General features: G+C 63.0%; 19 protein-coding genes. 18 read left to right on the top strand and 1 reads right to left on the bottom strand.

Translation table 11 applies throughout. The annotated features are described in order from the left end of the window. The first annotated feature begins 9 nt into the window (after positions 1 to 9). The 3 genes from rpoS to rlmD all read left to right on the top strand — a co-directional run bounded on the left by rpoS (position 10) and on the right by rlmD (position 3,410). A complete protein-coding gene (gene rpoS / locus NCR38_RS07465; RefSeq protein ID WP_061120357.1) occupies positions 10 to 1,107 on the top strand; it encodes an RNA polymerase sigma factor RpoS in 1,098 nt (365 codons plus the stop codon). A gap of 42 nt (positions 1,108 to 1,149) precedes the next feature. Next, a complete protein-coding gene (locus NCR38_RS07460) occupies positions 1,150 to 1,926 on the top strand; it encodes a 3'-5' exonuclease (RefSeq protein WP_061120356.1) in 777 nt (258 codons plus the stop codon). A gap of 68 nt (positions 1,927 to 1,994) precedes the next feature. Continuing rightward, positions 1,995 to 3,410 (top strand): 23S rRNA (uracil(1939)-C(5))-methyltransferase RlmD, encoded by a 1,416-nt coding sequence (gene rlmD / locus NCR38_RS07455; protein ID WP_061120355.1) that lies wholly within the window; start codon positions 1,995 to 1,997, stop codon positions 3,408 to 3,410. 77 nt (positions 3,411 to 3,487) lie between these two features. Here the strand turns inward: rlmD and NCR38_RS07450 are convergent, their stop codons facing one another. Next, positions 3,488 to 4,186, bottom strand: a complete 699-nt coding sequence (locus NCR38_RS07450; RefSeq protein ID WP_061120354.1) for a Bax inhibitor-1/YccA family protein — start codon at positions 4,184 to 4,186, stop codon at positions 3,488 to 3,490. Positions 4,187 to 4,524: 338 nt separating this feature from the next. Between NCR38_RS07450 and ndk the strand changes: the two genes are divergently transcribed. The 15 genes from ndk (at position 4,525) to NCR38_RS07375 (ending at position 21,243) form a co-directional block, all read left to right on the top strand. Next, positions 4,525 to 4,950, top strand: a complete 426-nt coding sequence (ndk, locus tag NCR38_RS07445; RefSeq protein WP_061120353.1) for a nucleoside-diphosphate kinase — start codon at positions 4,525 to 4,527, stop codon at positions 4,948 to 4,950. A 150-nt stretch (positions 4,951 to 5,100) separates the two neighbouring features. After that, positions 5,101 to 6,243 carry a 23S rRNA (adenine(2503)-C(2))-methyltransferase RlmN gene (gene rlmN / locus NCR38_RS07440; protein WP_250476772.1) on the top strand — a complete coding sequence of 381 codons (1,143 nt, stop codon included), beginning with the start codon at positions 5,101 to 5,103 and terminating at the stop codon, positions 6,241 to 6,243. 183 nt (positions 6,244 to 6,426) lie between these two features. After that, positions 6,427 to 7,530: a RodZ domain-containing protein gene (locus NCR38_RS07435; protein ID WP_250476707.1), complete on the top strand. Its 1,104-nt coding sequence runs from the start codon at positions 6,427 to 6,429 to the stop codon at positions 7,528 to 7,530. 134 nt (positions 7,531 to 7,664) lie between these two features. Next, on the top strand, positions 7,665 to 8,993 hold the full coding sequence (ispG, locus tag NCR38_RS07430; protein ID WP_250476706.1) for a flavodoxin-dependent (E)-4-hydroxy-3-methylbut-2-enyl-diphosphate synthase: 1,329 nt from the start codon (positions 7,665 to 7,667) through the stop codon (positions 8,991 to 8,993). Positions 8,994 to 8,999: 6 nt separating this feature from the next. Next, the gene (gene hisS, locus NCR38_RS07425) at positions 9,000 to 10,349 is read left to right on the top strand and encodes a histidine--tRNA ligase (RefSeq protein ID WP_061120350.1); all 1,350 of its coding nucleotides are present in this window, start codon (positions 9,000 to 9,002) and stop codon (positions 10,347 to 10,349) included. Positions 10,350 to 10,451: 102 nt separating this feature from the next. Next, positions 10,452 to 11,081 (top strand): tetratricopeptide repeat protein, encoded by a 630-nt coding sequence (locus tag NCR38_RS07420; RefSeq protein WP_061120349.1) that lies wholly within the window; start codon positions 10,452 to 10,454, stop codon positions 11,079 to 11,081. A 133-nt stretch (positions 11,082 to 11,214) separates the two neighbouring features. Continuing rightward, a complete protein-coding gene (gene bamB / locus NCR38_RS07415) occupies positions 11,215 to 12,360 on the top strand; it encodes an outer membrane protein assembly factor BamB (protein WP_061120348.1) in 1,146 nt (381 codons plus the stop codon). A 395-nt stretch (positions 12,361 to 12,755) separates the two neighbouring features. Further along, positions 12,756 to 14,096, top strand: a complete 1,341-nt coding sequence (der, locus tag NCR38_RS07410; RefSeq protein WP_061120347.1) for a ribosome biogenesis GTPase Der — start codon at positions 12,756 to 12,758, stop codon at positions 14,094 to 14,096. Between the two features lie 160 nt (positions 14,097 to 14,256). Continuing rightward, positions 14,257 to 14,493, top strand: a complete 237-nt coding sequence (gene hfq, locus NCR38_RS07405) for an RNA chaperone Hfq (RefSeq protein WP_006999489.1) — start codon at positions 14,257 to 14,259, stop codon at positions 14,491 to 14,493. 87 nt (positions 14,494 to 14,580) lie between these two features. Continuing rightward, positions 14,581 to 15,849: a GTPase HflX gene (gene hflX, locus NCR38_RS07400; RefSeq protein ID WP_061120346.1), complete on the top strand. Its 1,269-nt coding sequence runs from the start codon at positions 14,581 to 14,583 to the stop codon at positions 15,847 to 15,849. Between the two features lie 60 nt (positions 15,850 to 15,909). Then, on the top strand, positions 15,910 to 17,304 hold the full coding sequence (gene hflK / locus NCR38_RS07395) for an FtsH protease activity modulator HflK (protein ID WP_061120398.1): 1,395 nt from the start codon (positions 15,910 to 15,912) through the stop codon (positions 17,302 to 17,304). An 11-nt stretch (positions 17,305 to 17,315) separates the two neighbouring features. After that, the gene (gene hflC / locus NCR38_RS07390) at positions 17,316 to 18,218 is read left to right on the top strand and encodes a protease modulator HflC (protein ID WP_250476705.1); all 903 of its coding nucleotides are present in this window, start codon (positions 17,316 to 17,318) and stop codon (positions 18,216 to 18,218) included. 60 nt (positions 18,219 to 18,278) lie between these two features. Next, positions 18,279 to 18,464, top strand: coding sequence for a DUF2065 domain-containing protein (locus NCR38_RS07385; RefSeq protein ID WP_409219268.1), 186 nt, complete (start codon positions 18,279 to 18,281; stop codon positions 18,462 to 18,464). Between the two features lie 124 nt (positions 18,465 to 18,588). Next, the gene (locus tag NCR38_RS07380) at positions 18,589 to 19,740 is read left to right on the top strand and encodes an ATP phosphoribosyltransferase regulatory subunit (protein WP_061120343.1); all 1,152 of its coding nucleotides are present in this window, start codon (positions 18,589 to 18,591) and stop codon (positions 19,738 to 19,740) included. A 156-nt stretch (positions 19,741 to 19,896) separates the two neighbouring features. Next, positions 19,897 to 21,243, top strand: a complete 1,347-nt coding sequence (locus tag NCR38_RS07375; RefSeq protein WP_061120342.1) for an adenylosuccinate synthase — start codon at positions 19,897 to 19,899, stop codon at positions 21,241 to 21,243. Positions 21,244 to 21,321 lie beyond the last annotated feature (78 nt).

The raw sequence follows: 21,321 nt of genomic DNA, 5'->3' as shown, positions 1-21,321 counted from the left end.
GAAACCATCATGCCAAAAACGAAGCGCCGCCTGCCGCAAGCCGAGACTGAGACGATCAGCCGACCTTTGCAAGTGTCGGTGGAGGACGGTGCTTCGACTCATGATGACGACATCGATAACGTCGATGTCGATGTCGACTCCGAGGAAGAAGGCGGCAGTCGCGGGAAGAGCAGCGACGAGCCGGGTGAAGGCGCAAACGATTCCGCACCGGACGCCGACGATTTCCGCTCGCTTCTGCAGGCCGAACTCACGGCCGACACTATTCAGCACTACCTGAATCGAATCAGCGTGAAGCCGCTGCTCACCGTCGAGGAAGAGCAGCGTTACTCACGGCTGGCGAAGGCGGGAGAATTCGAGGCGCGGCAGGTGATGATCGAGCGTAATCTGCGGCTCGTCGTCAGCATCGCGAAGGGTTATCTCAACCGCGGCGTGCCGTTGCTCGATCTGATCGAGGAAGGCAACCTGGGCCTCATGCACGCCATCGAGAAATTCGATCCGACGCGCGGCTTCCGGTTTTCGACCTACGCCACCTGGTGGATCCGGCAGAGCATCGAGCGCGCGATCATGAATCAGGCGCGCACGGTGCGGCTGCCAGTGCACGTGATCCGCGAACTCAATCAGGTGCTGCGCGCGAAGCGCCATCTGGAAAAAAATTCCGCCAATTCGAACGACAGCGTTGCGCCCGAACGGCGCGACGCGAGCATCGACGATATCGCGTATCTCACTGGCAAGACGCCGGAGGAAGTCACCGATATCCTCGCGCTCAACGAGCACACGGCTTCGCTCGACGCGCCGCTCGACCTCGACCCGGGCAGCAGCCTGCTCGACCTTCTCTCCGACGACCAGAGCCAGTCGCCGGACGCGGAAGTGCAGCATCGCGAGCTCGAATCGCTGACGCGCCTGTGGCTGTCGCGCCTGTCCGACAAACATCGGCATGTGATCGAGCGGCGCTTCGGCTTGAACCACATCGAGCCTGCGACGCTCGAAGAGCTCGCCGACGAAATGGGCCTCACGCGCGAGCGTGTGCGCCAGATCCAGCAAGAGGCGCTCGTGCGGCTCAAGCGCTTTTTTGCATCCAACGGTGTTCGCAAGGACGCCGTGCTTTAACGCTTTGGCGACGCCCGGCAGGGCGTCGCGCTCCAGGATTCAATGACTCCGATTCTCGTTTTCGACATCGAAACGATCCCCGATGTCGACGGCATTCGCCGTCTCGAAGATTTGCCCGACGATCTTTCCGACCGCGAGGTGGCCGAACATGCGTTCGAAGCGCGGCGCGAGCGCGTCGGCAACGACTTTCTGCCGCATCATCTGCAGCGCGTCGCGGCGATTTCCTGCGTGTTTCGCGACAACAGCGGCTTTCGCGTGCGCTCGCTCGGCACCACCGCCGACGGCGAGGCCGCGCTGATCCAGTCGTTCTATCGCGTGATCGAGAAGTACACGCCGCAACTCGTGTCATGGAACGGCGGCGGCTTCGATCTGCCCGTGCTCCACTACCGCGCGCTGGTGCACGGCATTGCGGCGCCGCGCTACTGGGATCTCGGTCAGGACGACCGCGAATTCAAGTTCAACAACTACATCAGCCGCTATCACATGCGGCACATCGACCTGATGGACGTGCTCGCGATGTATCAGGCGCGCGCTAACGCGCCGCTCGATGCGCTCGCAAAGCTGTGCGGCTTTCCCGGCAAGCTCGGCATGGACGGCGGCAAGGTCTGGGACGCGTATTGCGACGGCCAGATCGACGAAATCCGCAACTATTGCGAGACCGATGTCGTCAACACGTATCTGATGTACTGTCGTTTTCAGATGATGCGCGGCGGCTTCACGCCCGACGAATACACCGATGAAATCAACTTCGTGAAGAACGCGCTCGCGCAGGAATCGTCGCCGCATTGGGGCGAATATCTCGCGGCATTCGGGAAGTAGCCACGGCGGCGTGGTGACGTTCGTCTACAATCTCGCCTTTGCCCATTCGTTAGCCAGGAAGTACGCAGGTGTCTGAAGCCGCTCGAAAATCCCAGAATCGCCGCCGCGCCGCGCCGGCGAAGTTCGTTACCCCCGATCCCGACTTCGTCGCGCCTGAACTCGAAATCGAGTCGCTCGACATGGAAGCGCGCGGCGTCGGCCGCACGGTCAACGAGAACGGCGAGCCGGGCAAGGTCATCTTCGTCGAAGGTGCGCTGCCCGGCGAACGAGTGAGCTATTCGAGCTATCGCAGGAAGCCGAGCTTCGAGCAGGCGCAGGTGGTGAGCGTGCTGCGCGAGAGCGTGATCCGCGCGAAGCCGAAGTGCCAGTTTTTCGGCACCTGCGGCGGCTGCTCGATGCAGCATCTCGACGTGCGCGCGCAGATCGCCGTGAAGCAGCGTGTGCTCGAAGACAACCTTCAACATCTGTCGAAACTGCGTGCGGAAACCATGTTCCGCCCAATTCACGGGCCGTCGTGGGGCTATCGTTATCGCGCGCGCCTGACCGTGCGGCACGTCGAGAAGAAGGGCGGCGTGCTGGTCGGCTTTCACGAGCGCAAGAGCAGCTATGTCGCCGATATGACGAGTTGCGAAGTGCTGCCGCCGCACGTTTCCGCGATGCTCGTGCCGCTGCGTCATCTGGTGGCGGGCTTGTCGATCCGTGACCGCATGCCGCAGATCGAACTCGCGGTCGGCTCGGACGTGACGGCGCTCGTGCTGCGCATCCTGGAGCCGCTGACCGAAGCCGACGAAGCGCTGTTGCGCGTCTTCGCCGACGAACACGACGTTCAATGGTGGCTCCAGCCGAAGGGGCCGGACACCGTCTATCCGTTCTATCCGCTCGATCGCGAACTGGCTTACACGCTGCCGGAATTCAATATCCGCATGCCGTTCAAGCCGACCGATTTCACGCAGGTGAATCACCAGATCAATCGCGTGCTGGTGAGCCGGGCGCTCAGTCTGCTCGCGGCGAGAAAGTCGGATCGCGTGCTGGATCTGTTCTGTGGCATCGGCAACTTCACGCTGCCGCTCGCACGCGTGTCGCGCGAAGTCGTCGGAATCGAAGGCAGCGAGGCGCTGACAGCGCGCGCGCTGGAAAACGCGAAGGCGAACGGCGTCGACGGGCACACGTCGTTCGCGTGCCGCAATCTGTTCGAAGTCACCGCGGACGATCTGCGCGCGCTCGGCCGCTTCGACAAATTCCTCATCGATCCGCCGCGCGAAGGCGCGCTCGCCGTTTCGAAGGCGCTCGCGGACATCGCTCAGTCCGGCGACGGCCCGTTGCCGGAACGCATCGTCTATGTGTCGTGCAACCCGGCCACACTCGCTCGCGACGCCGGCCTGCTCGTTCACGAAGCGGGTTACCGGATGAAGGGCGCCGGCGTGGTGAACATGTTTCCGCACACGTCGCACGTCGAGTCAATCGCGTTATTCGAGCGCGACTGAGCGGGCCGCTGAGGCTTCAGACACAAAAAAACCGGCCCGCAGGCCGGTTTTTCGTTGCTACGGTTCGAAACCGCCGATCAGTTGCGGTTGCCGCCGAAGATGCCGAGCAGCGCCAACAGGTTCGTGAACACGTTGTACAGGTCGAGGTAGATAGCGAGCGTCGCGCTGATGTAGTTCGTCTCGCCGCCGTTCACCACGCGCTGAACGTCGAACAGCATGTATGCCGAGAAGATCACGATGGCCAGTACGGAGATCGTCATCATCAGGGCCGGCAACTGCAGGAAGATGTTCGCGAACGCGGCGAGCAGAATGACGATCACGCCCATGAACAGGAACTTGCCGAGGCCCGAGAAATCACGCTTGCTGACGGTGGCGATGGTCGCCATTGCGGCGAAGATCACGCCGGTGCCGCCGAAAGCCATCATGATGAGCTGTGGCCCGTTCGAAAAGCCGAGAATGAAGCTCAGAAGGCGCGAGAGCATCAAGCCCATGAAGAACGTAAAGCCGAGCAGGACGACCACGCCCATGCCGCTGTCCTTCGTTTTCTCGATCGCGAACATGAAGCCGAATGCGATCGCGAGGAATGCGATGAAGCTCATCGCCGGGCTGGTGGCCGCGAACAGCGAGAAGCCCGTCGCGACGCCGACCCATGCGCCGAGCACCGTCGGCACCATCGAGAGCGCGAGCAGCCAGTAGGTGTTGCGCAGCACGCGGTTGCGCACCTCGACCGAGGTGACGCTGCCATTACGGCCAAAGCTGTAGGGTGATTCGTTCATGGTTTCTCCTTGCTCCAATTGTCTGTCGTTCGGTCTTCCCGCGACATTCGTCACACACGAATGATAAGGTGCGCGGACTTAAGCCAGTATGAGGATCACTTTGGTGCGTACGCCGGAAGGCGGGGTTCCCGTCGCAACGCAACGTTCGGCTCCAATATGGCCCCGGCACGCGCCGAATTCAATAGTTCCAAAGGCTGATTCGGCCGTTCGAACCGTTAAGTCCTCGCTGGATTTGATCCTTACGGCGTCGTAAGGTTTCAATCGCAATCATACCTTGCTTCGTGCTACAATTGTCGATTCGTTTTAATCCGTAAACCGTTCATTATTTGGAGTTTTTCATGGCGATCGAGCGCACCCTGTCGATTATTAAGCCGGACGCGGTAGCAAAGAACGTTATCGGCCAGATCTACAGCCGTTTCGAGAACGCAGGTTTGAAGATCATTGCGTCGCGCATGGTTCATCTGTCGCGCGCCGACGCGGAAAAGTTTTATGCCGTGCACGCTGCGCGTCCGTTCTTCAAGGACCTCGTGGAGTTCATGATTTCCGGCCCGGTCGTGATTCAGGTGCTGGAAGGCGAAAACGCGATTGCCAAGCATCGCGACCTGATGGGCGCGACCGACCCGAAGAAGGCGGACAAGGGCACGATCCGCGCCGACTTCGCCGACAGCATCGACGCTAACGCCGTGCACGGTTCGGACGCTCCGGAAACGGCGCGCCAGGAAGTCTCGTTCTTCTTCCCGGAAGTGAACGTCTATTCGCGTTAATTTTCGCGTTGTACCGCGCGCCGGTCTGTTGGCCGTCGCGCGCATCGCGCCTCGACGCAAAAAATAGCAGTAAGAAAGCAGCAGAAATTGGCGCGAACGGTCCCGGGCGACACAGTCCGGGCTTCGCAATCTGAAATGGCAGAACTCGACATGACGAGCAGCACCACCGTCAATCTTCTCGATCTGGACGCCGCCGGGCTCACCGCGTACTGCGCGAGCCTGGGCGAAAAGCCGTTTCGCGCCAAGCAATTGCAGCGCTGGATCCATCAATACGGTGCCGACGACTTCGACGGCATGACGGATCTCGCGAAATCGCTGCGCGAGAAACTCAAGGGCCGCGCCAATATGGCGATGCCCGATATCATCAGCGACCATGTTTCCACCGACGGTACACGCAAGTGGCTGATCGACGTCGGCAATGGCAACGCGGTCGAAACCGTGTTCATCCCCGAAGAAACGCGCGGGACGCTGTGCGTTTCGTCGCAGGCGGGTTGCGCGGTGAACTGCCGTTTCTGTTCCACCGGCAAGCAGGGCTTCTCCCGCAATCTGACGACGGGCGAAATCATCGGCCAGTTGCGCATGGCGGAGTTCGCGTTGCGCAAGTCGCTCGGGCGCGAGGTCGGCGGTCCGGGCAAGGGCGAGCGCGTCGTCACGAACGTGGTGATGATGGGCATGGGCGAGCCGATGCTCAACTACGACGCCGTCGTGCCGGCCATGCGCCTGATGCTCGACGACAACGCCTACGGCCTGTCGCGCCGCCGCGTGACGCTGTCCACCTCCGGCGTCGTGCCGATGATGGACCGTCTCGCCGCCGATTTGCCCGTGGCGCTCGCGGTGTCGCTGCATGCGCCGAATGATCCGCTGCGCGACATGCTCGTGCCGCTGAACAAGAAGTACCCGTTGCGCGAATTGATGGCCGCGTGTCAGCGTTATCTGAAAGTCGCGCCGCGCGACTTCATCACGTTCGAATATTGCATGCTCGACGGCGTCAACGACACCGAAGCGCACGCGCGCGAACTGCTCGCCGTGACGCGCGACGTGCCGTGCAAGTTCAACCTCATTCCGTTCAATCCGTTCCCGGAATCGGGCCTGACGCGCTCCAAGAACGAGCAGATCAAGCGATTCGCGCAGGTTCTGATCGATGCGGGTGTCGTCACCACCGTGCGCAAGACGCGCGGGGACGATATCGACGCCGCCTGCGGGCAGCTCGCGGGTGCGGTGCAGGACCGCACGCGTCTTGCCGAACGCATGAGCCGTGCGGGCAGCAAAACGATCGAGGTGCGGGCGATCTGACGGTGTGTCAAAACTGAACAAGCCGCAGCGAAAAGGCGAAATGAGCGCCTGGATGCGGTACTAAAAGCCGAACATTTTGTTATAAAGCGGTCTGCAATGGCGCTGGAGTTGTATCGTTCACGTGGTTTTTGAACCGAAGAACGCAACAGCGCTATATGAAAGAAACGATGCGAGGAATTTGGCATGAGTGAGCCGCAGCACCCGACGCCTTTCGGCAGTCATTCCGGCAACCGGTCCGGCGGTCAGTACGACGGTCAGGCTGGCGCGGAAGGGGCGGCGTCGAATGCGAGCCAGGCTGGGCCTCTGGACTCGATACCGGCGGTTGGCGCGCGTCTCGCGCAGCTTCGCCAGGCGAAAGCATGGTCGATCGACGACGTCTCCGCGCGCCTCAAGGTGTCGCCGCCGAAATTGCTCGCGCTCGAAGCGGGCGATATCAGTCAGTTGCCTGACCGCACGTTTGCCGCGGGCATCGTGCGCAGTTACGCGAAAATTCTGGGTGCCGATCCGGCGCTCTTCACGCAGGCGTTCCGGCGCGATAGCGGTGACATCGAGCACAATCTGAAAGTGCCGGCGTCGGCAGGCACGGGTCTGCCGCGCGGGCGCGTGTCGGTGCCGCTCGGTAATTCGTCGGGTCGCAAGCGCTCGTGGATGTGGGGCGTACTGGCCATCATCGCCGTCCTGGTGGCGCTCGTCATGTGGCATACCGGCGGTGAATCGAGCAACTGGCTTGCACGCCTGAAAGCGACGACGGGCATGGGCTTGTCGTCGACGTCGCCGGCGACATCGAACGACTCTGCGGGCGCACCGTCTGCGCCGACCCCGGACGAGGCAGCCGCAGCGAACACGGGCGAAGCGTCGCTGCCCGAAGTGGCGGCGGCGCCCGGCGAGCAGCCGATGCCGCGTCCGCTCGGCACGAACGCGCTGCCGGCTTCGTCGTCGACGCTGTCCGCGGTGCAGGGCGCGAGCGCGCCGGCCGCATCGGCAGCGAAAACCGCGCCGGCGGTAGCGGTGGCGTCCGCGCCGGCCGTCTCGGGCGGCGGCTCGAGCGCAATCGAATTGAAAGTGAAGGAAGATAGCTGGTTCAGCGTGCGCGGCAAGGACGGCAAGGAACTCTTTTCCGGTCTCGTTCACGCGGGCAGCACACAGCGCGTGCAGGGCGAGGCGCCGTTCAAGGTGACCGTGGGCAACGTGAAGGGCGTCGAATCGTTGTCGGTCGACGACGAACCCGTCGATGCCAAGCGCTATTCATCCGCACGCGGAAACGTCGCGCGCCTCTCGCTGCCTTGAGTCGGCGAGGTCGATCGGTTCAGTGCGCGCCGGACAAGTCAGGGGCGTCACGGTGCAAGCCGTGACGCCCGTTTGAGGTTTCATCCACGCCACCCGGCGCCGCATCGGCGCCAAGGTTGCCAAAGGGTCTTTCGATGCAATCCGAAGCTCAATCCCTGATCAGCAGCAAGATTTGTTCGACCGAGCCGGTCTTCGGCGGTCCATTGACGCGCCGCGCATCGCACGCGGTCGATGTGCGCTGGGGCGGACAGCTCGTGACGATCGGCGGCGACGCGCCTGTGCGCGTCCAGTCGATGACCAACACCGACACCGCCGACGCGATCGGCACCGCCATCCAGATCAAGGAACTGGCGCAAGCCGGCTCCGAGCTCGTGCGCATCACGGTGAACACGCCCGAAGCGGCCGCCGCTGTGCCGCATATCCGTGAGCAGCTCGATCGCATGGGCGTGACCGTGCCGCTCGTCGGCGACTTTCATTACAACGGCCATCTGTTGCTGCGCGACTATCCCGCGTGCGCCGAAGCGCTGTCGAAGTACCGCATCAATCCGGGCAACGTCGGCCAGGGCGCGAAGCGCGACACGCAGTTCGCGCAAATGATCGAAGCCGCGATCAAATATGACAAGCCGGTGCGCATCGGCGTGAACTGGGGCAGTCTCGATCAGGATTTGCTCGCGCGCATGATGGACGAGAACGCGGCGCGTTCGACGCCGTGGGAACTGCAGAGCGTCATGTACGAGGCGCTGATTCAATCGGCGATCGGCTCCGCGGAACGCGCCGTCGAACTCGGTCTCGGCCGCGACAAGATCATCCTGTCGTGCAAGGTCAGCGGCGTGCAGGATCTGATCGCCGTGTACCGCGAACTCGCAAAGCGCTGCAGCTTCGCGTTGCACCTCGGCCTGACCGAAGCGGGCATGGGCTCGAAGGGTATCGTCGCGTCGACGGCGGCGCTTTCGGTGCTGCTGCAGGAGGGCATCGGCGACACCATCCGCATCTCGCTCACGCCCGAACCGGGCGGCGCGCGCACCGGCGAAGTCGTCGTCGGCCAGGAAATCCTGCAGACGATGGGCCTGCGTTCCTTCACGCCGATGGTCATCGCGTGCCCCGGCTGCGGCCGCACGACGAGCACGCTGTTCCAGGAGCTCGCCTCGCAGATTCAGACTTACCTGCGCAGTTCGATGCCGACCTGGCGCGACCAGTACCCGGGCGTGGAAAAGATGCACGTCGCGGTGATGGGCTGCATCGTCAACGGACCGGGCGAGTCCAAGCACGCGAACATTGGCATCAGCTTGCCGGGTTCGGGCGAAAATCCGGCGGCACCGGTGTTCATCGACGGCGTGAAGGTGAAGACGCTGCGCGGCGAACGCATCGCCGAGGAGTTCCAGCAAATCGTCAGCGATTATGTCGAGCGCACCTACGGGCAAGAAGCAGGCAAGCGTGAAGAGACGTCCACCGCAACCCTTTGAAGACAGATGACTGAACAGAAGAAACGGCTCGAGAAACTGAGCGGTGTGAAGGGCATGAACGACATCCTCCCGCAGGATGCCGCGTTGTGGGATTTCTTCGAAACCACCGTCAAGTCGATGCTGCGCGCATACGGCTATCAGAACATCCGCACGCCGATCGTCGAGCATACGCAGTTGTTCACGCGCGGTATCGGCGAAGTGACCGATATCGTCGAGAAAGAGATGTACAGCTTCACGGATGCGCTCAACGGCGAGCATCTGACGATGCGGCCGGAGAACACCGCGGCGGTCGTGCGCGCGGTCATCGAGCACAACCTGCTTTACGACGGCCCGAAGCGCCTCTGGTACGTCGGCCCGATGTTCCGTCACGAACGTCCGCAGCGCGGGCGTTATCGCCAGTTCCATCAGGTCGGCGTGGAAGCGCTCGGCTTCGCGGGCCCGGATACGGACGCCGAGATCATCATGATGTGCCAGCGTCTCTGGGACGACCTCGGCCTCACCGGCATCCGCCTCGAACTCAATTCGCTCGGTCAGGCGGAGGAGCGGGCGGCGCATCGCAAGGAACTGATCGCGTATCTGGAGAAGCATGTCGATTCGCTCGATGAAGAAGCGAAACGCCGTCTCTATACGAACCCGCTTCGCGTGCTCGACACGAAGAATCCCGCGCTGCAGGAGATCGCGCAGAATGCGCCGAAGCTCGTCGATTTTCTCGGCGACGCGTCGCGCAAGCACTTCGAAGGCGTGCAGCGTCTGCTCAAGGCGAACAACATTCCGTTCACGATCAATCCTCGCCTCGTGCGCGGTCTCGACTATTACAACCTCACCGTGTTCGAGTGGGTCACCGATAAGCTCGGCGCGCAGGGCACGGTCGCGGGCGGCGGTCGCTACGATCCCCTCATCGAGCAGCTCGGCGGCAAGCCGACGGCCGCGTGCGGCTGGGCGATGGGCGTCGAGCGCATCCTCGAGTTGCTGAAGGAGGAACAACTCGTGCCCGAAGCCGAAGGCACGGATGTGTATGTCGTGCATCAGGGCGAAAAAGCGGCGGAGCACGCGTTCATCGTCGCCGAGCGTCTGCGCGATACGGGTCTAGACGTCATCCTGCATTGCAGCCCGGACGGCGCGTCCGCGAGCTTCAAGTCGCAGATGAAAAAGGCCGACGCGAGCGGCGCGGCCTTCGCGGTGGTGCTGGGCGAGGACGAGCTCGCACAAGGCATGATCGGCGTCAAACCGCTGCGTCGTTCGGGCGACGAAACATCCGACGGCCAAAAGAACGAGCAAGTGAACGTTCCGGCGGAAGACTTGACCGAATACCTAATCAATGCGATGGTTGCAACCGCCGATGACGAGGGTGCCTGAGTACAGGCATATTGCCGTGCGTCGCGTGCCGGATCGAACTGATCCGGGATCGCGCGCGGCGCTCGTTGAGGGAACTGAAACGCAGGAAGGAATAGCTGGACGATGAGCTATCACGACGAACAAGAATCACTTGAAAGCGTAAAGGCCTGGTGGGCCAAATGGGGTAACACCACGACGTGGATTGTGCTCGTGGCGCTCATCATTGGGGCCGGGTACAACGGATGGAATTTCTGGCAGCGCCGTCAGGCGGCCGAAGCGTCGGTGCTCTACGACCATCTTCAGCAGGCGGTGAACGCCAACGATCAGGCGCTGGTCACGCGCGTGGCGACGGACATGGAAGACAAGTTCGGCGGCACGGGCTACGCGCAGATGACCGCGCTCGCGGCCGCAAAGTCGCTTTACATGGCGGGCAACACGGCGGGTGCGAAGGCGCAACTGCAATGGGCCATCGATCACGCGAAGGATGACGAGTACAAGCAGATCGCGAAGCTGCGTCTCGCGCTCGTCCTGCTCGACGAGAAGAACTACGACGCGGGCCTGAAGCTGCTCGCGGATCAACCGCTCGATGCGTTCAAGGGCGTGATCGCGGATCGTCGCGGGGACCTGCTCGCGGCACAAGGCAAACGCGACGATGCGCGCGCAGCCTACAAGGTTGCCCTCGAGACGCTGCCCGAGAACGACACGTCCGCGCGTCAACTGGTTCAGTTCAAGCTCGATGCGCTCGGCGGCTGATCCGCATCGTTCCAATCGGTTTCGATCGATTTAGCACATCAGTCCATCAAGCCGCCCGCCACAGCGTCGCCATGCAGCGGCGCGTCGGTCGGCGCCGATCAACCCAATTCACCAATTCATGTTGCGTCCACCGATGACTTTTTTGAAACGCTACGCCGTGCCGCTCGCCTGCGCGACGACCGTCTTGTTGGCCGCTTGCTCGTCGACCAAGGATGAACGCCGCGTGCCGACACCGCTCGCGGACTTCAAGCCGGTGTTGAACGTCAATCAGACGTGGAAGGCGAGCGTCGGCAAGGCGGGCCGCTATCTGTTCTCGCCGGTCGCGGTCGGCGATTACGTCTTCGCCGCGGGCACGAACGGCACCGTCGCCAAGATCGACGCGAAGACCGGTCAGGACGTCTGGCGCACCAAGCTCAAGGACGATTTGTCCGCGGGTGTCGGCAGCGATGGCAATCTCACGGCAGTGGGCGGTCTGAAGGGCCAGGTCGACGTGCTCGGTGCCGACGGCAAGCTGTTGTGGACGGCCACGGCGCCCGGCGAGATCGTCTCGCCGCCGCTCGTCGGCAACGATCTCGTGATCGTGCGTACCATCGACGGCAAGGTCATCGCGTTCAGCGCGCAGACGGGCGAGCAGAAGTGGATCTTCCAGTTGCGCGCGGTGCCGCTGAACCTGCGGGTCGCGGCCGGCATGACGTTCGCCGGCAATCAGGCGGTGCTCGCGGGCTTCCCCGGCGGGACGTTCGCGGCGATCAACCTGCAGACGGGCGACGCCTACTGGCAGGCGCCGGTGTCGTATCCGAAGGGTGTGACCGAAGTCGAGCGCATCAACGACGTGACCGGCGCGCCGGGGCTCGTCGGTGCGCAGACCTGCGCGGTGACGTTCCAGGGCCGCATCGGTTGCTTCGATGCCAACTCGGGCCAGCCGGTGTGGGAAAAGAGCTTCTCGAGCGACAGCGGCCTCGCACAAGACGAGCAGATCGTCGCGGCGGGCGACGACTGGTCGGTCGTCAACGCGTTCCGCGCGGCGGACGGCTCGCAGGTCTGGAAGACGGATGCGTTGAAGAACCGGAGTGTCAGCGTGCCGTACATTCTGGGCCGTGCGGTCGTCGTGGGCGACTATCAGGGCTTCGTGCATTTCCTGAACACGGAAAACGGCCAGCTCGTCGGCCGCGCACCGACCGACGGCAGCGCGATCACCGCGGCGCCTGTGCTGGCGGGCAGCACGCTCGTCGTTCAGACGCATGACGGCGACCTTTATGGTTTCCGACCGGGCAACTGAGTGAAAGCAGGCCGCGGAGCGCGTGACATGCTCTTGCGGCCGTCAGCAGCAAGCGCGCCGTCGAGGTCCGGCGGTGCGGCAGGTTCGCCACCCACGACGAACCGCACGAGAAAGAAGCGTTGCGCCACGCGCGCATCGCGATAAAACCCGCCTGCAAAAGCAGGGTAGAAGAATGAGCGCGGCGCGCGAAGGTGCCGCGCAAGATGAGCCTCCAACGAGGCAAGACCGGCGCACGACCGCCGACGATCCGGCCGATCGACACGCCTCGCGTGCGGCAAGCCGAATCCATGCTAATTTTCGACAAGCGCAGCCATTGCGCGGCGTAGCGGAACGCAACGAGACGTTTCCACCGCCCGTTCCGCGTTCGCCTTGCGTTCAACCTTGAACAAAATCAGATGAAACCCGTGATCGCGCTCGTCGGGCGCCCCAATGTTGGGAAATCGACGCTTTTCAACCGGCTGACGCGCTCGCGCGACGCGCTCGTCGCCGACTTGCCGGGCCTCACTCGTGACCGTCACTACGGCGAAGGTCGCGTGGGCGGTGAACGCCCGTATCTCGTCGTGGACACGGGCGGGTTCGAGCCCGTGGCGAAGGACGGCATCCTGCACGAAATGGCGCGGCAGACGCGTCAGGCGGTCGAAGAGGCCGATATCGTCGTATTCATCGTCGATGGCCGCAACGGACTTGCGCCGCAGGACAAGTCGATCGCCGACTATCTGCGCAAGACCGGCCGGCCGCTCTTCCTGGTCGTGAACAAGGCCGAGGGCATGAAGTACTCGGCGGTCGCATCGGACTTTTACGAGCTCGGTCTCGGCGATCCGCGCGCGATCTCAGCCGCGCATGGCGACGGCGTCGTCGAGATGATCAACGACGCACTCGACATCGCGTACAAGGATCAGCCGGAGGAAACGGAAGAGGAGAAGGCGCAGCACGGCATCAAGATCGCGATCGTCGGGCGTCCGAACGTCGGCAAGTCGACGCTTGTGAACACGCTGATTGGCGAGGAGCGCGTGATCGCGTTTGACATGCCCGGAACCACGCGCGACTCGATTTATGTTGATTTCGAGCGACAAGGCCGCAAGTACACTCTGATCGACACGGCCGGCCTGCGCCGCCGCGGCAAGGTGTTCGAAGCGATCGAGAAGTTTTCGGTCGTGAAGACGCTGCAGTCGATCGCGGATGCCAACGTCGTGATCCTTCTGCTCGATGCACAGCAGGATATCTCTGAGCAGGACGCGCACATCGCGGGCTTCGTGGTCGAGCAGGGCCGCGCGCTCGTCGTCGGCGTGAACAAGTGGGACGGTCTGGACTCGCATGTGCGTGAGCGCACGAAGGCGGACCTGACGCGCAAGCTCAAGTTTCTGGACTTTGCTAAATTCCACTACGTTTCCGCGCTCGAGAAAACGGGCATCGGCGCGTTGATGAAATCGGTCGACGATGCCTACGCCGCCGCGATGGCCAAGCTGCCGACGCCGAAGCTCACGCGCGCGCTGATCGATGCCGTGGAATTTCAGCAGCCGCGTCGCCGCGGTCCGGTGCGGCCGAAACTGCGTTACGCGCATCAGGGCGGGCAAAATCCGCCGATCATCGTGGTGCACGGCAACGCGCTCGACGCGGTGACGGAGACATACAAGCGTTATCTGGAAGGGCGTTTTCGCGAAACTTTTGGACTCGCCGGCACTCCACTTCGCATAGAGTTTCGGTCGAGCCGAAACCCTTACGCGGACAAGGAGTGAGAGCCGCGTGAAGCCTTACGTTTCGGCGCCGTCAGCCATTTGGCCGAGGGGTGCGGAAAACGTAAAACAGCGAAAATCGGCTATAGTGTAGCGATTGTCGGCGGATCTCTTTTTCTTCGTCCACAATATATCCAACCTGCAAAAAAACACGGAGTTTGCTATGAGCAACAAAGGGCAATTGTTACAAGACCCGTTTTTGAACGCACTGCGTAAAGAGCACGTGCCCGTCTCGATCTATTTGGTCAACGGCATCAAGCTTCAAGGAAACATCGAATCTTTCGACCAGTACGTCGTGTTGCTCCGAAATACGGTCACCCAGATGGTCTATAAGCACGCCATTTCCACGGTCGTGCCTGCCCGCCCGGTGAATTTCCACCCGGACGCTGAATCGTCCTAAACCTCGTCGCGGCCGGCGCGAAACTGCCCATTCTAAAGCGAACATTAAGCAACTCGCCGGTCGCTTCAAAAACGTGAACACATCAATTTGATTAACGCAGCGCTCGTCGGCATCGACTTCGGCAAGATCGATTTCGAAGCCAGTCTGGAAGAACTTAGTCTGCTCGCACAAAGTGCGGGCGCTCATCCCGCCGTCACGCTCACCGGCCGCCGCTCGAGCCCCGATGCCAAAATGTTCATCGGCAGCGGCAAGGTCGAAGAACTGCGCCTGCAGTGCGAAGCGAATGACGTCGAACTCGTCATTTTCAATCACGCGCTCGCGCCCGCGCAGCAGCGCAATCTCGAGGTCGCGCTGAATCGCCGAGTGGTCGATCGCACGAGCCTCATTCTCGATATCTTCGCGCAGCGCGCCCGCAGCCACGAAGGCAAGCTGCAGGTCGAACTCGCGCAACTGCAATATCTGTCGACGCGCCTGATTCGCGCGTGGACTCACCTCGAACGCCAGAAGGGCGGCATCGGCTTGCGCGGCCCGGGCGAAACGCAGCTTGAAACCGACCGCCGATTGATCGGCGAGCGCATCAAGGCCCTCAAGTCGCGGCTCGAACGACTGCGCCGTCAGCACGGCACGCAACGGCGTCAGCGCGTGCGCAATCGCACGATGTCGGTGTCGCTCGTCGGCTATACGAACGCGGGCAAGTCCACGCTGTTCAACGCGCTCACCAAGGCGCAGGCGTACGCGGCCGACCAACTCTTTGCCACGCTCGATACCACTTCGCGCCGGGTGTTCCTCGGCGAGGAAGCGGGGCATGTTGTCGTGTCGGACACGGTCGGGTTCATCCGCGAATTGCCGCACCAGCTCGTCGCCGCATTTCGCGCCACGCTCGAAGAAACCATTCACGCGGACGTGCTGCTGCATGTCGTCGATGCGTCGAGTGCGGTGCGCCTCGATCAGATCGATCAGGTGAACGAGGTGTTGCGCGGCATCGGCGCGGACAACATTCGCCAGATTCTCGTCTTCAACAAGATCGATGCGGTGCCCGAGCTCGCGGCCCGCGACGAGGCGGTTGAAAGGGACGAGTATGGTAATATTTCGCGCGTTTTCTTGAGTGCACGCACGGGTCAGGGGCTCGATGCGCTGCGCGCTGCCATCGCCGAAATCGCCACGGCGGAAACCGGTGAAATCGATGCGGGCCTACCCAGCGTGCTCGCCGAATTTCCGGAGCCGCACGAGGCGTCCGAAGCAACGCAATCCACGCAGTCCGAGTCAAACGCCATACACGACACGAACGCGCAGCCGGACGACCACCGGCAGGCCGTCGAACGTGACGATCACAAGGTCCCCGAGCACGGACATTAAGTTGCTTCGGAATTGCATCGACCCGGCATCGACCCCGGCTGTCTAATGGTGAATCACCGAGTGAACGACTACAAAGAGCGGACTATCCGGCAAGTTGAGCATGCCGTCTTTTCGATCAACGATCCGCGCTGGGGGCGGGGCGACGGCAATGGCGTGAAAAACGACTCCAAGCGCCCGCAAGACGGCAAGCGCCCCAACGGCAAGGACGAAGGCCCGCCCGATCTCGACGAGATGTGGCGTGAGTTCAATCGCCGCCTCGCCGGGGTGTTCGGCCGCAAACCTGGCAACGGCGCGCCGCGCGAGAACGGCCGTGGCACGAAGATCGGCCTCGGCATCGTCATCGGCGTGTTGATCGCCATCTATCTGGGCAGCGGCGTGTTCGTCGTGCAGGACGGGCATGTCGGCGTCGTCTCCCAGTTCGGCAAGTATCGTCAGACGGTCTCGCAAGGCATTCACTGGCGTTTGCCGTATCCGTTCCAGTCGAGCGAGATCGTCGATACGTCGCAGATTCGTTCCGTCGAAGTCGGGCGCGGCACCGCGCTGTCGCAAGGCAACGTGCGCGACGCGTCGCTTCTGACGAACGACGCGGATATCGTCGACGTGCGCTTTGCCGTGCAGTATCAGATCAAGTCGCCGACCGATTTCCTGTTTCGCAGCGTCAATGCGGACGACAGCGTGACGCAGGCCGCGCAGTCGGCGATCCGCGAAATTGCTGGCGGCCTCACGACGGACGACATGCTCTACAAGGATCGCGAAGCGCTGCGCGCGCGCCTGATCGAGACGATTCAGCGTTCGCTCGACACTTATCGCACCGGTCTTCAGGTGACGGGCGTGGCGGTGCAAAGCGTGCAGGTGCCGCAACAGGTGCAGTCGGCGTTCGAGGAAGCGGCGCGCGTGCGTCAGGACAACGAGCGCGCCCGCGATTCCGCGCAAGCCTATGCGGATCAGTTGCTGCCGCGCGCGAAAGCCGACGCGGCGAAGTTGATCGACGAGGCCCGCGCCTATAGCAACCGCGAGGTCACGCGCTCGCAGGGAGATGCGGAGCGCTTCAAGGAGGTCTACGCGGAATACTCGAAGGCGCCCGCGGTCATTCGTCAACGCATGTACCTGGACACGATGCAGCAGATCTACTCGCGCACCACGAAGGTTTTCGTCGATAGCAAGGGCGGCAATAACGTCGTCTATCTGCCGCTCGACAAGCTCGTCGAAGCCAACAGGCAGCAGGCGAAGGACGCGGCCGAAGGCGCGAGCGGCGCAGCTGCGTCGGGCGCGGCCGCCGCGACTGACGGGCCTCAGGCGCGCGCGCAGGGCACGGCGAGCGCATCGGCGCCGGCTGCGGTCGCACCCGCCAGCGCGGCAAGCTCCGCCAGCGGCGCAAGCGCGAATGCCGGCGGCGATCCGCTGCGCTCGCGCGATGCGTTCCGCTCCCGCAGCCGGTCGGAAGACCTGCAATAAGGAGCGCGAACATGAATCGAATCTTTGCGCTCGTCGTCGCCGTCGTCATCGTGTTGTTCATCGGTTCGTCGATGATCTTCACAGTCGACGAAAGACATGCCGCCGTCGTCGCCGCGCATGGCGAAGGCAATCCGCGTCTCGAAGGCCCCGGTCTGCACTTCAAGCTGCCGCCGCCGTTCCAGACACTCACGCTCATCGACACACGCACGCTCACCATCGACGAATCGGGCGCCGACCGTTTCTCGACCGCGGACAAGAACGAAGTGCTGGTCAACGCGGTGATCAAGTATCGTGTCGCCGATCCCCTGAAACTCTTCGAAAGCAACGAGAAGAACACGCAGACGGCCGAGGAGCGCATCACCGCGCTCGCGCGCGCGGCGCTTGCGAGCAGTTTTGCGAAGCGCCCGCTCACTGACGCGCTAGGCAATCAGCAGGCAATCGAAGCCGACGCGCAAAAGAGCGTGGAAGGCGCGGCCGCGGCATTTGGCGTGCAGCTCGTCGACTTGCAGATGACGCGCATCGACTTTCCGTCGGCGGTCGCCGATTCGGTCTACAAGCGCATGATCGCGGCGCGACAGCAAGCCGCGGCGAACGAGCGCGCGAAGGGCACGGCGGACGCGGACAAGATCAAGGCCGATGCGGAGCGCACGCAGCAGGCCATCGTCGCGGACGCCTATAGCCAGGCGCAGTCGATCAAGGGCGAAGGAGACAGCAAGGCGGCGGCCATAGCGGCCGATGCGTACGGACGCGATCCGCAGTTCTACCAGTTCTATCAGAGCCTCGAAGCGTACAAGAAGACGTTCAAGCCAGGCGACGTGATCGTCGTCGACCCGAGCAGCGATTTCTTCCGCTTCATGAAGAGCCCGACCGGCGGCGCGGCGGACACGTCGGCCCCGGCGACGGCGAAGCGCTGATTCCCGTCCGCGCCGCGCACCGCGTCTTGCCGGTCGCGCGGCATCAAAAAAACCTTGGACATGGCCGAGACGTTCCTGCTGGCTCTTGCGTTGATGCTGATTATCGAAGGCATGTTTCCCTTCGTTTTTCCGACCGCGTGGCGCGATACCTTTCGCCGCATCGCGGAGCGGCCCTTGCACCATATCCGCATCGGCGGACTGATCGCCATGGTGCTCGGCCTGATTCTGCTGCTGATCGCGACGTGAACCTCGTCCGGCAGGCCGCCGCCATTTCGCCTATCTTGTCCTTATTCATTCGTCCCTGACCGTTCAAGTCCGTGAGCGCCGCGCGACCAGCGCCAAGCCTTCTCGTCCCGTAGGAAACGTATCGATGTCCACCTGGTTACTTCCCGAGAATATCGCCGACGTGTTGCCGTCGGAAGCCCGCAAGATCGAAGAGCTGCGCCGACGCCTGCTCGACCGTTTCCGTTCGTACGGCTACGAACTCGTGATGCCGCCGATGCTCGAGTATCTCGAATCGCTTCTGACGAGCGGCGGAAGCGACCTGAACTTGCGCACGTTCAAGCTCGTCGATCAATTGTCCGGACGCACGCTCGGCCTGCGCGCGGACATCACGCCGCAGGTTTCACGTATCGACGCGCATCTGCTGAACCGGCAGGGCGTGACGCGGCTGTGCTACGCGGGCGTCGTGCTGCACACGCGCCCGCGCGGGTTGCATGCGACACGCGAGCAGATTCAGATCGGCGCGGAAATTTATGGGCACGCGGGGCTCGAAGCGGATCTTGAGATCCAGCAACTGATGCTCGACTCGCTGCATCTCGCAGGTCTGACGAAAGTGCGTCTCGATCTGTGTCACGCGGGCGTGCTTGCCGCGCTGCTGGAACTCGAGCCGGCGGCGGCATCGCTCGGCGAAGCGCTTTACGACGCGCTTGCGAGCAAAGACGTGCCGCGCCTGCATGAATTGACCGCGCACCTCGGGCAGGTGCCGCGCGAGGCGCTGCGGGCATTGCCGTCGCTCTATGGCGACGCTTCGGTGCTGCAGATCGCCCGTGGCCGTTTGCCGAATCTGCCCGTGATCGCGCGCGCGCTCGACGATCTCGCGTTCCTCGCGGGCCAGGTCGAAGGCGCGGAACTGATGATCGACCTCGCGGACTTGCGCGGCTATGCGTATCACAGCGGCGTGATGTTCTCAGCCTATGTCGATGGCGTGCCGAACGCGGTCGCGCGCGGCGGCCGCTATGACGATGTCGGTCTTGCCTACGGCCGTGCGCGACCCGCGACGGGCTTTTCTCTCGATCTGCGCGAAGTGGCGCGCATCTCGCCCGTCGACGCACGCGGCAGCGCGATCCTCGCGCCGTGGAAACACGATGAGCCGCTGCGCGCGGCGATTCTCGCACTGCGCGACGCGGGCGAAGTGGTCATCCAGGCGCTGCCCGGCCACGACCACGATCTGGACGAATTCGCGTTCGACCGTGTGCTCGTCGAGCGTGACGGCAAATGGACGGTCGAAACGCGCGCCTGAAGCGGGACGATGAATACAGTCGCTTGATCGATAAGGGAATTTGCTTAGCCCATTCCAATCACGCGACCGTGACGAAATCGCGAAACACGTCCCGAAAAACTCGGAACCTTTCGCGAACATAGGTAAAATACGTTTTTAACCAGCTAACGAATCAACATGTCTGCCAGTGCAGTGAATGTGAACCCGGGGCGCAACGTCGTCGTGGTGGGCACCCAGTGGGGTGATGAGGGCAAAGGCAAGATCGTCGACTGGTTGACGGACCACGCCCAGGGCGTCGTGCGCTTCCAGGGCGGTCATAACGCCGGCCATACGCTCATCATCGGCGGCAAGAAGACCATTCTGCGCCTCATTCCCTCGGGCATCATGCGCGCGGGCACAGCCTGCTACATCGGCAATGGCGTCGTGTTGTCGCCGGAAGCGCTGTTCAAGGAAATCGACGAACTGGAAGCGGCTGGCGTCGATGTCCGCAAGCGCCTGTTCATTTCTGAAGCCGCCACGCTCGTTCTGCCGTATCACGTCGCCATCGACCAGGCGCGCGAAGCCAAGCGCGGCGCCGGCAAGATCGGCACGACCGGCCGCGGCATCGGCCCGGCGTACGAGGACAAGGTGGCCCGTCGCGGCCTGCGCGTGCAGGATCTGTTCGATCGTGCAGTGTTCGAGGAACGTCTGCGCGAGGCGCTCGACTTCCATAACTTCGTCCTGACTCAGTACCTCGGCGCGAAGGCTGTCGACTTCCAGGAAACGCTCGACACGATGCTCGGCTACGCCGACCGTCTCGCGCCGATGGTCACGGACGTCTCCCGCCGTCTCTACGACGAAAATCACGCCGGCCGCAATCTGCTGTTCGAAGGCGCGCAAGGCACGCTGCTCGACATCGACCACGGCACGTATCCGTATGTCACGTCGAGCAACTGCGTCGCGGGCGCGGCGACCTCCGGCGCCGGCATCGGGCCTCAGCGTCTGAACTATATTCTCGGCATCACCAAGGCGTATTGCACGCGCGTCGGTTCGGGCCCGTTCCCGAGCGAGCTGTATGACGCGGATAACGCCCAGCGTCAGGATCAGGTGGGCCTGAACCTCGCGACTGTCGGCAAGGAATTCGGCTCGGTCACCGGCCGGCCGCGCCGCACTGGATGGCTCGACGCCGCCGCGCTGCGCCGTTCGATCCAGATCAACGGTATCTCGGGCCTGTGCATGACCAAGCTCGACGTGCTCGACGGTCTCGACGAAGTGAAGCTCTGCACGGGCTACACGCTCGACGGCAAGCTCGTTGACATCCTGCCGCGCGGCGCATCGGAAGTGGCGCGCTGCGAGCCTGTGTATGAAACCTTCGGCGGCTGGAAGGAAAGCACCATCGGCATTACGCAATGGGACGGGCTGCCGGAAAACGCGCGCAAGTATTTGACGCGCGTGCAGGAAGTGGCGGGCGTGCCGATCGACATGGTGTCGACCGGTCCGGACCGTGACGAAACCATCCTGCTTCGCCATCCGTTCAAGGTCTGAGCGCTTAAAGAGCCTCGACCAGAACCGGACGCTGTAAAGAATGTGGCCGCCTCCTGCGGCCACATTTCGTATATAACC

This window comes from Caballeronia sp. INML1 (assembly GCF_023631085.1).
Taxonomy (GTDB): domain Bacteria; phylum Pseudomonadota; class Gammaproteobacteria; order Burkholderiales; family Burkholderiaceae; genus Caballeronia; species Caballeronia turbans.
This window is presented reverse-complemented; position numbering and strand designations above follow the sequence as displayed.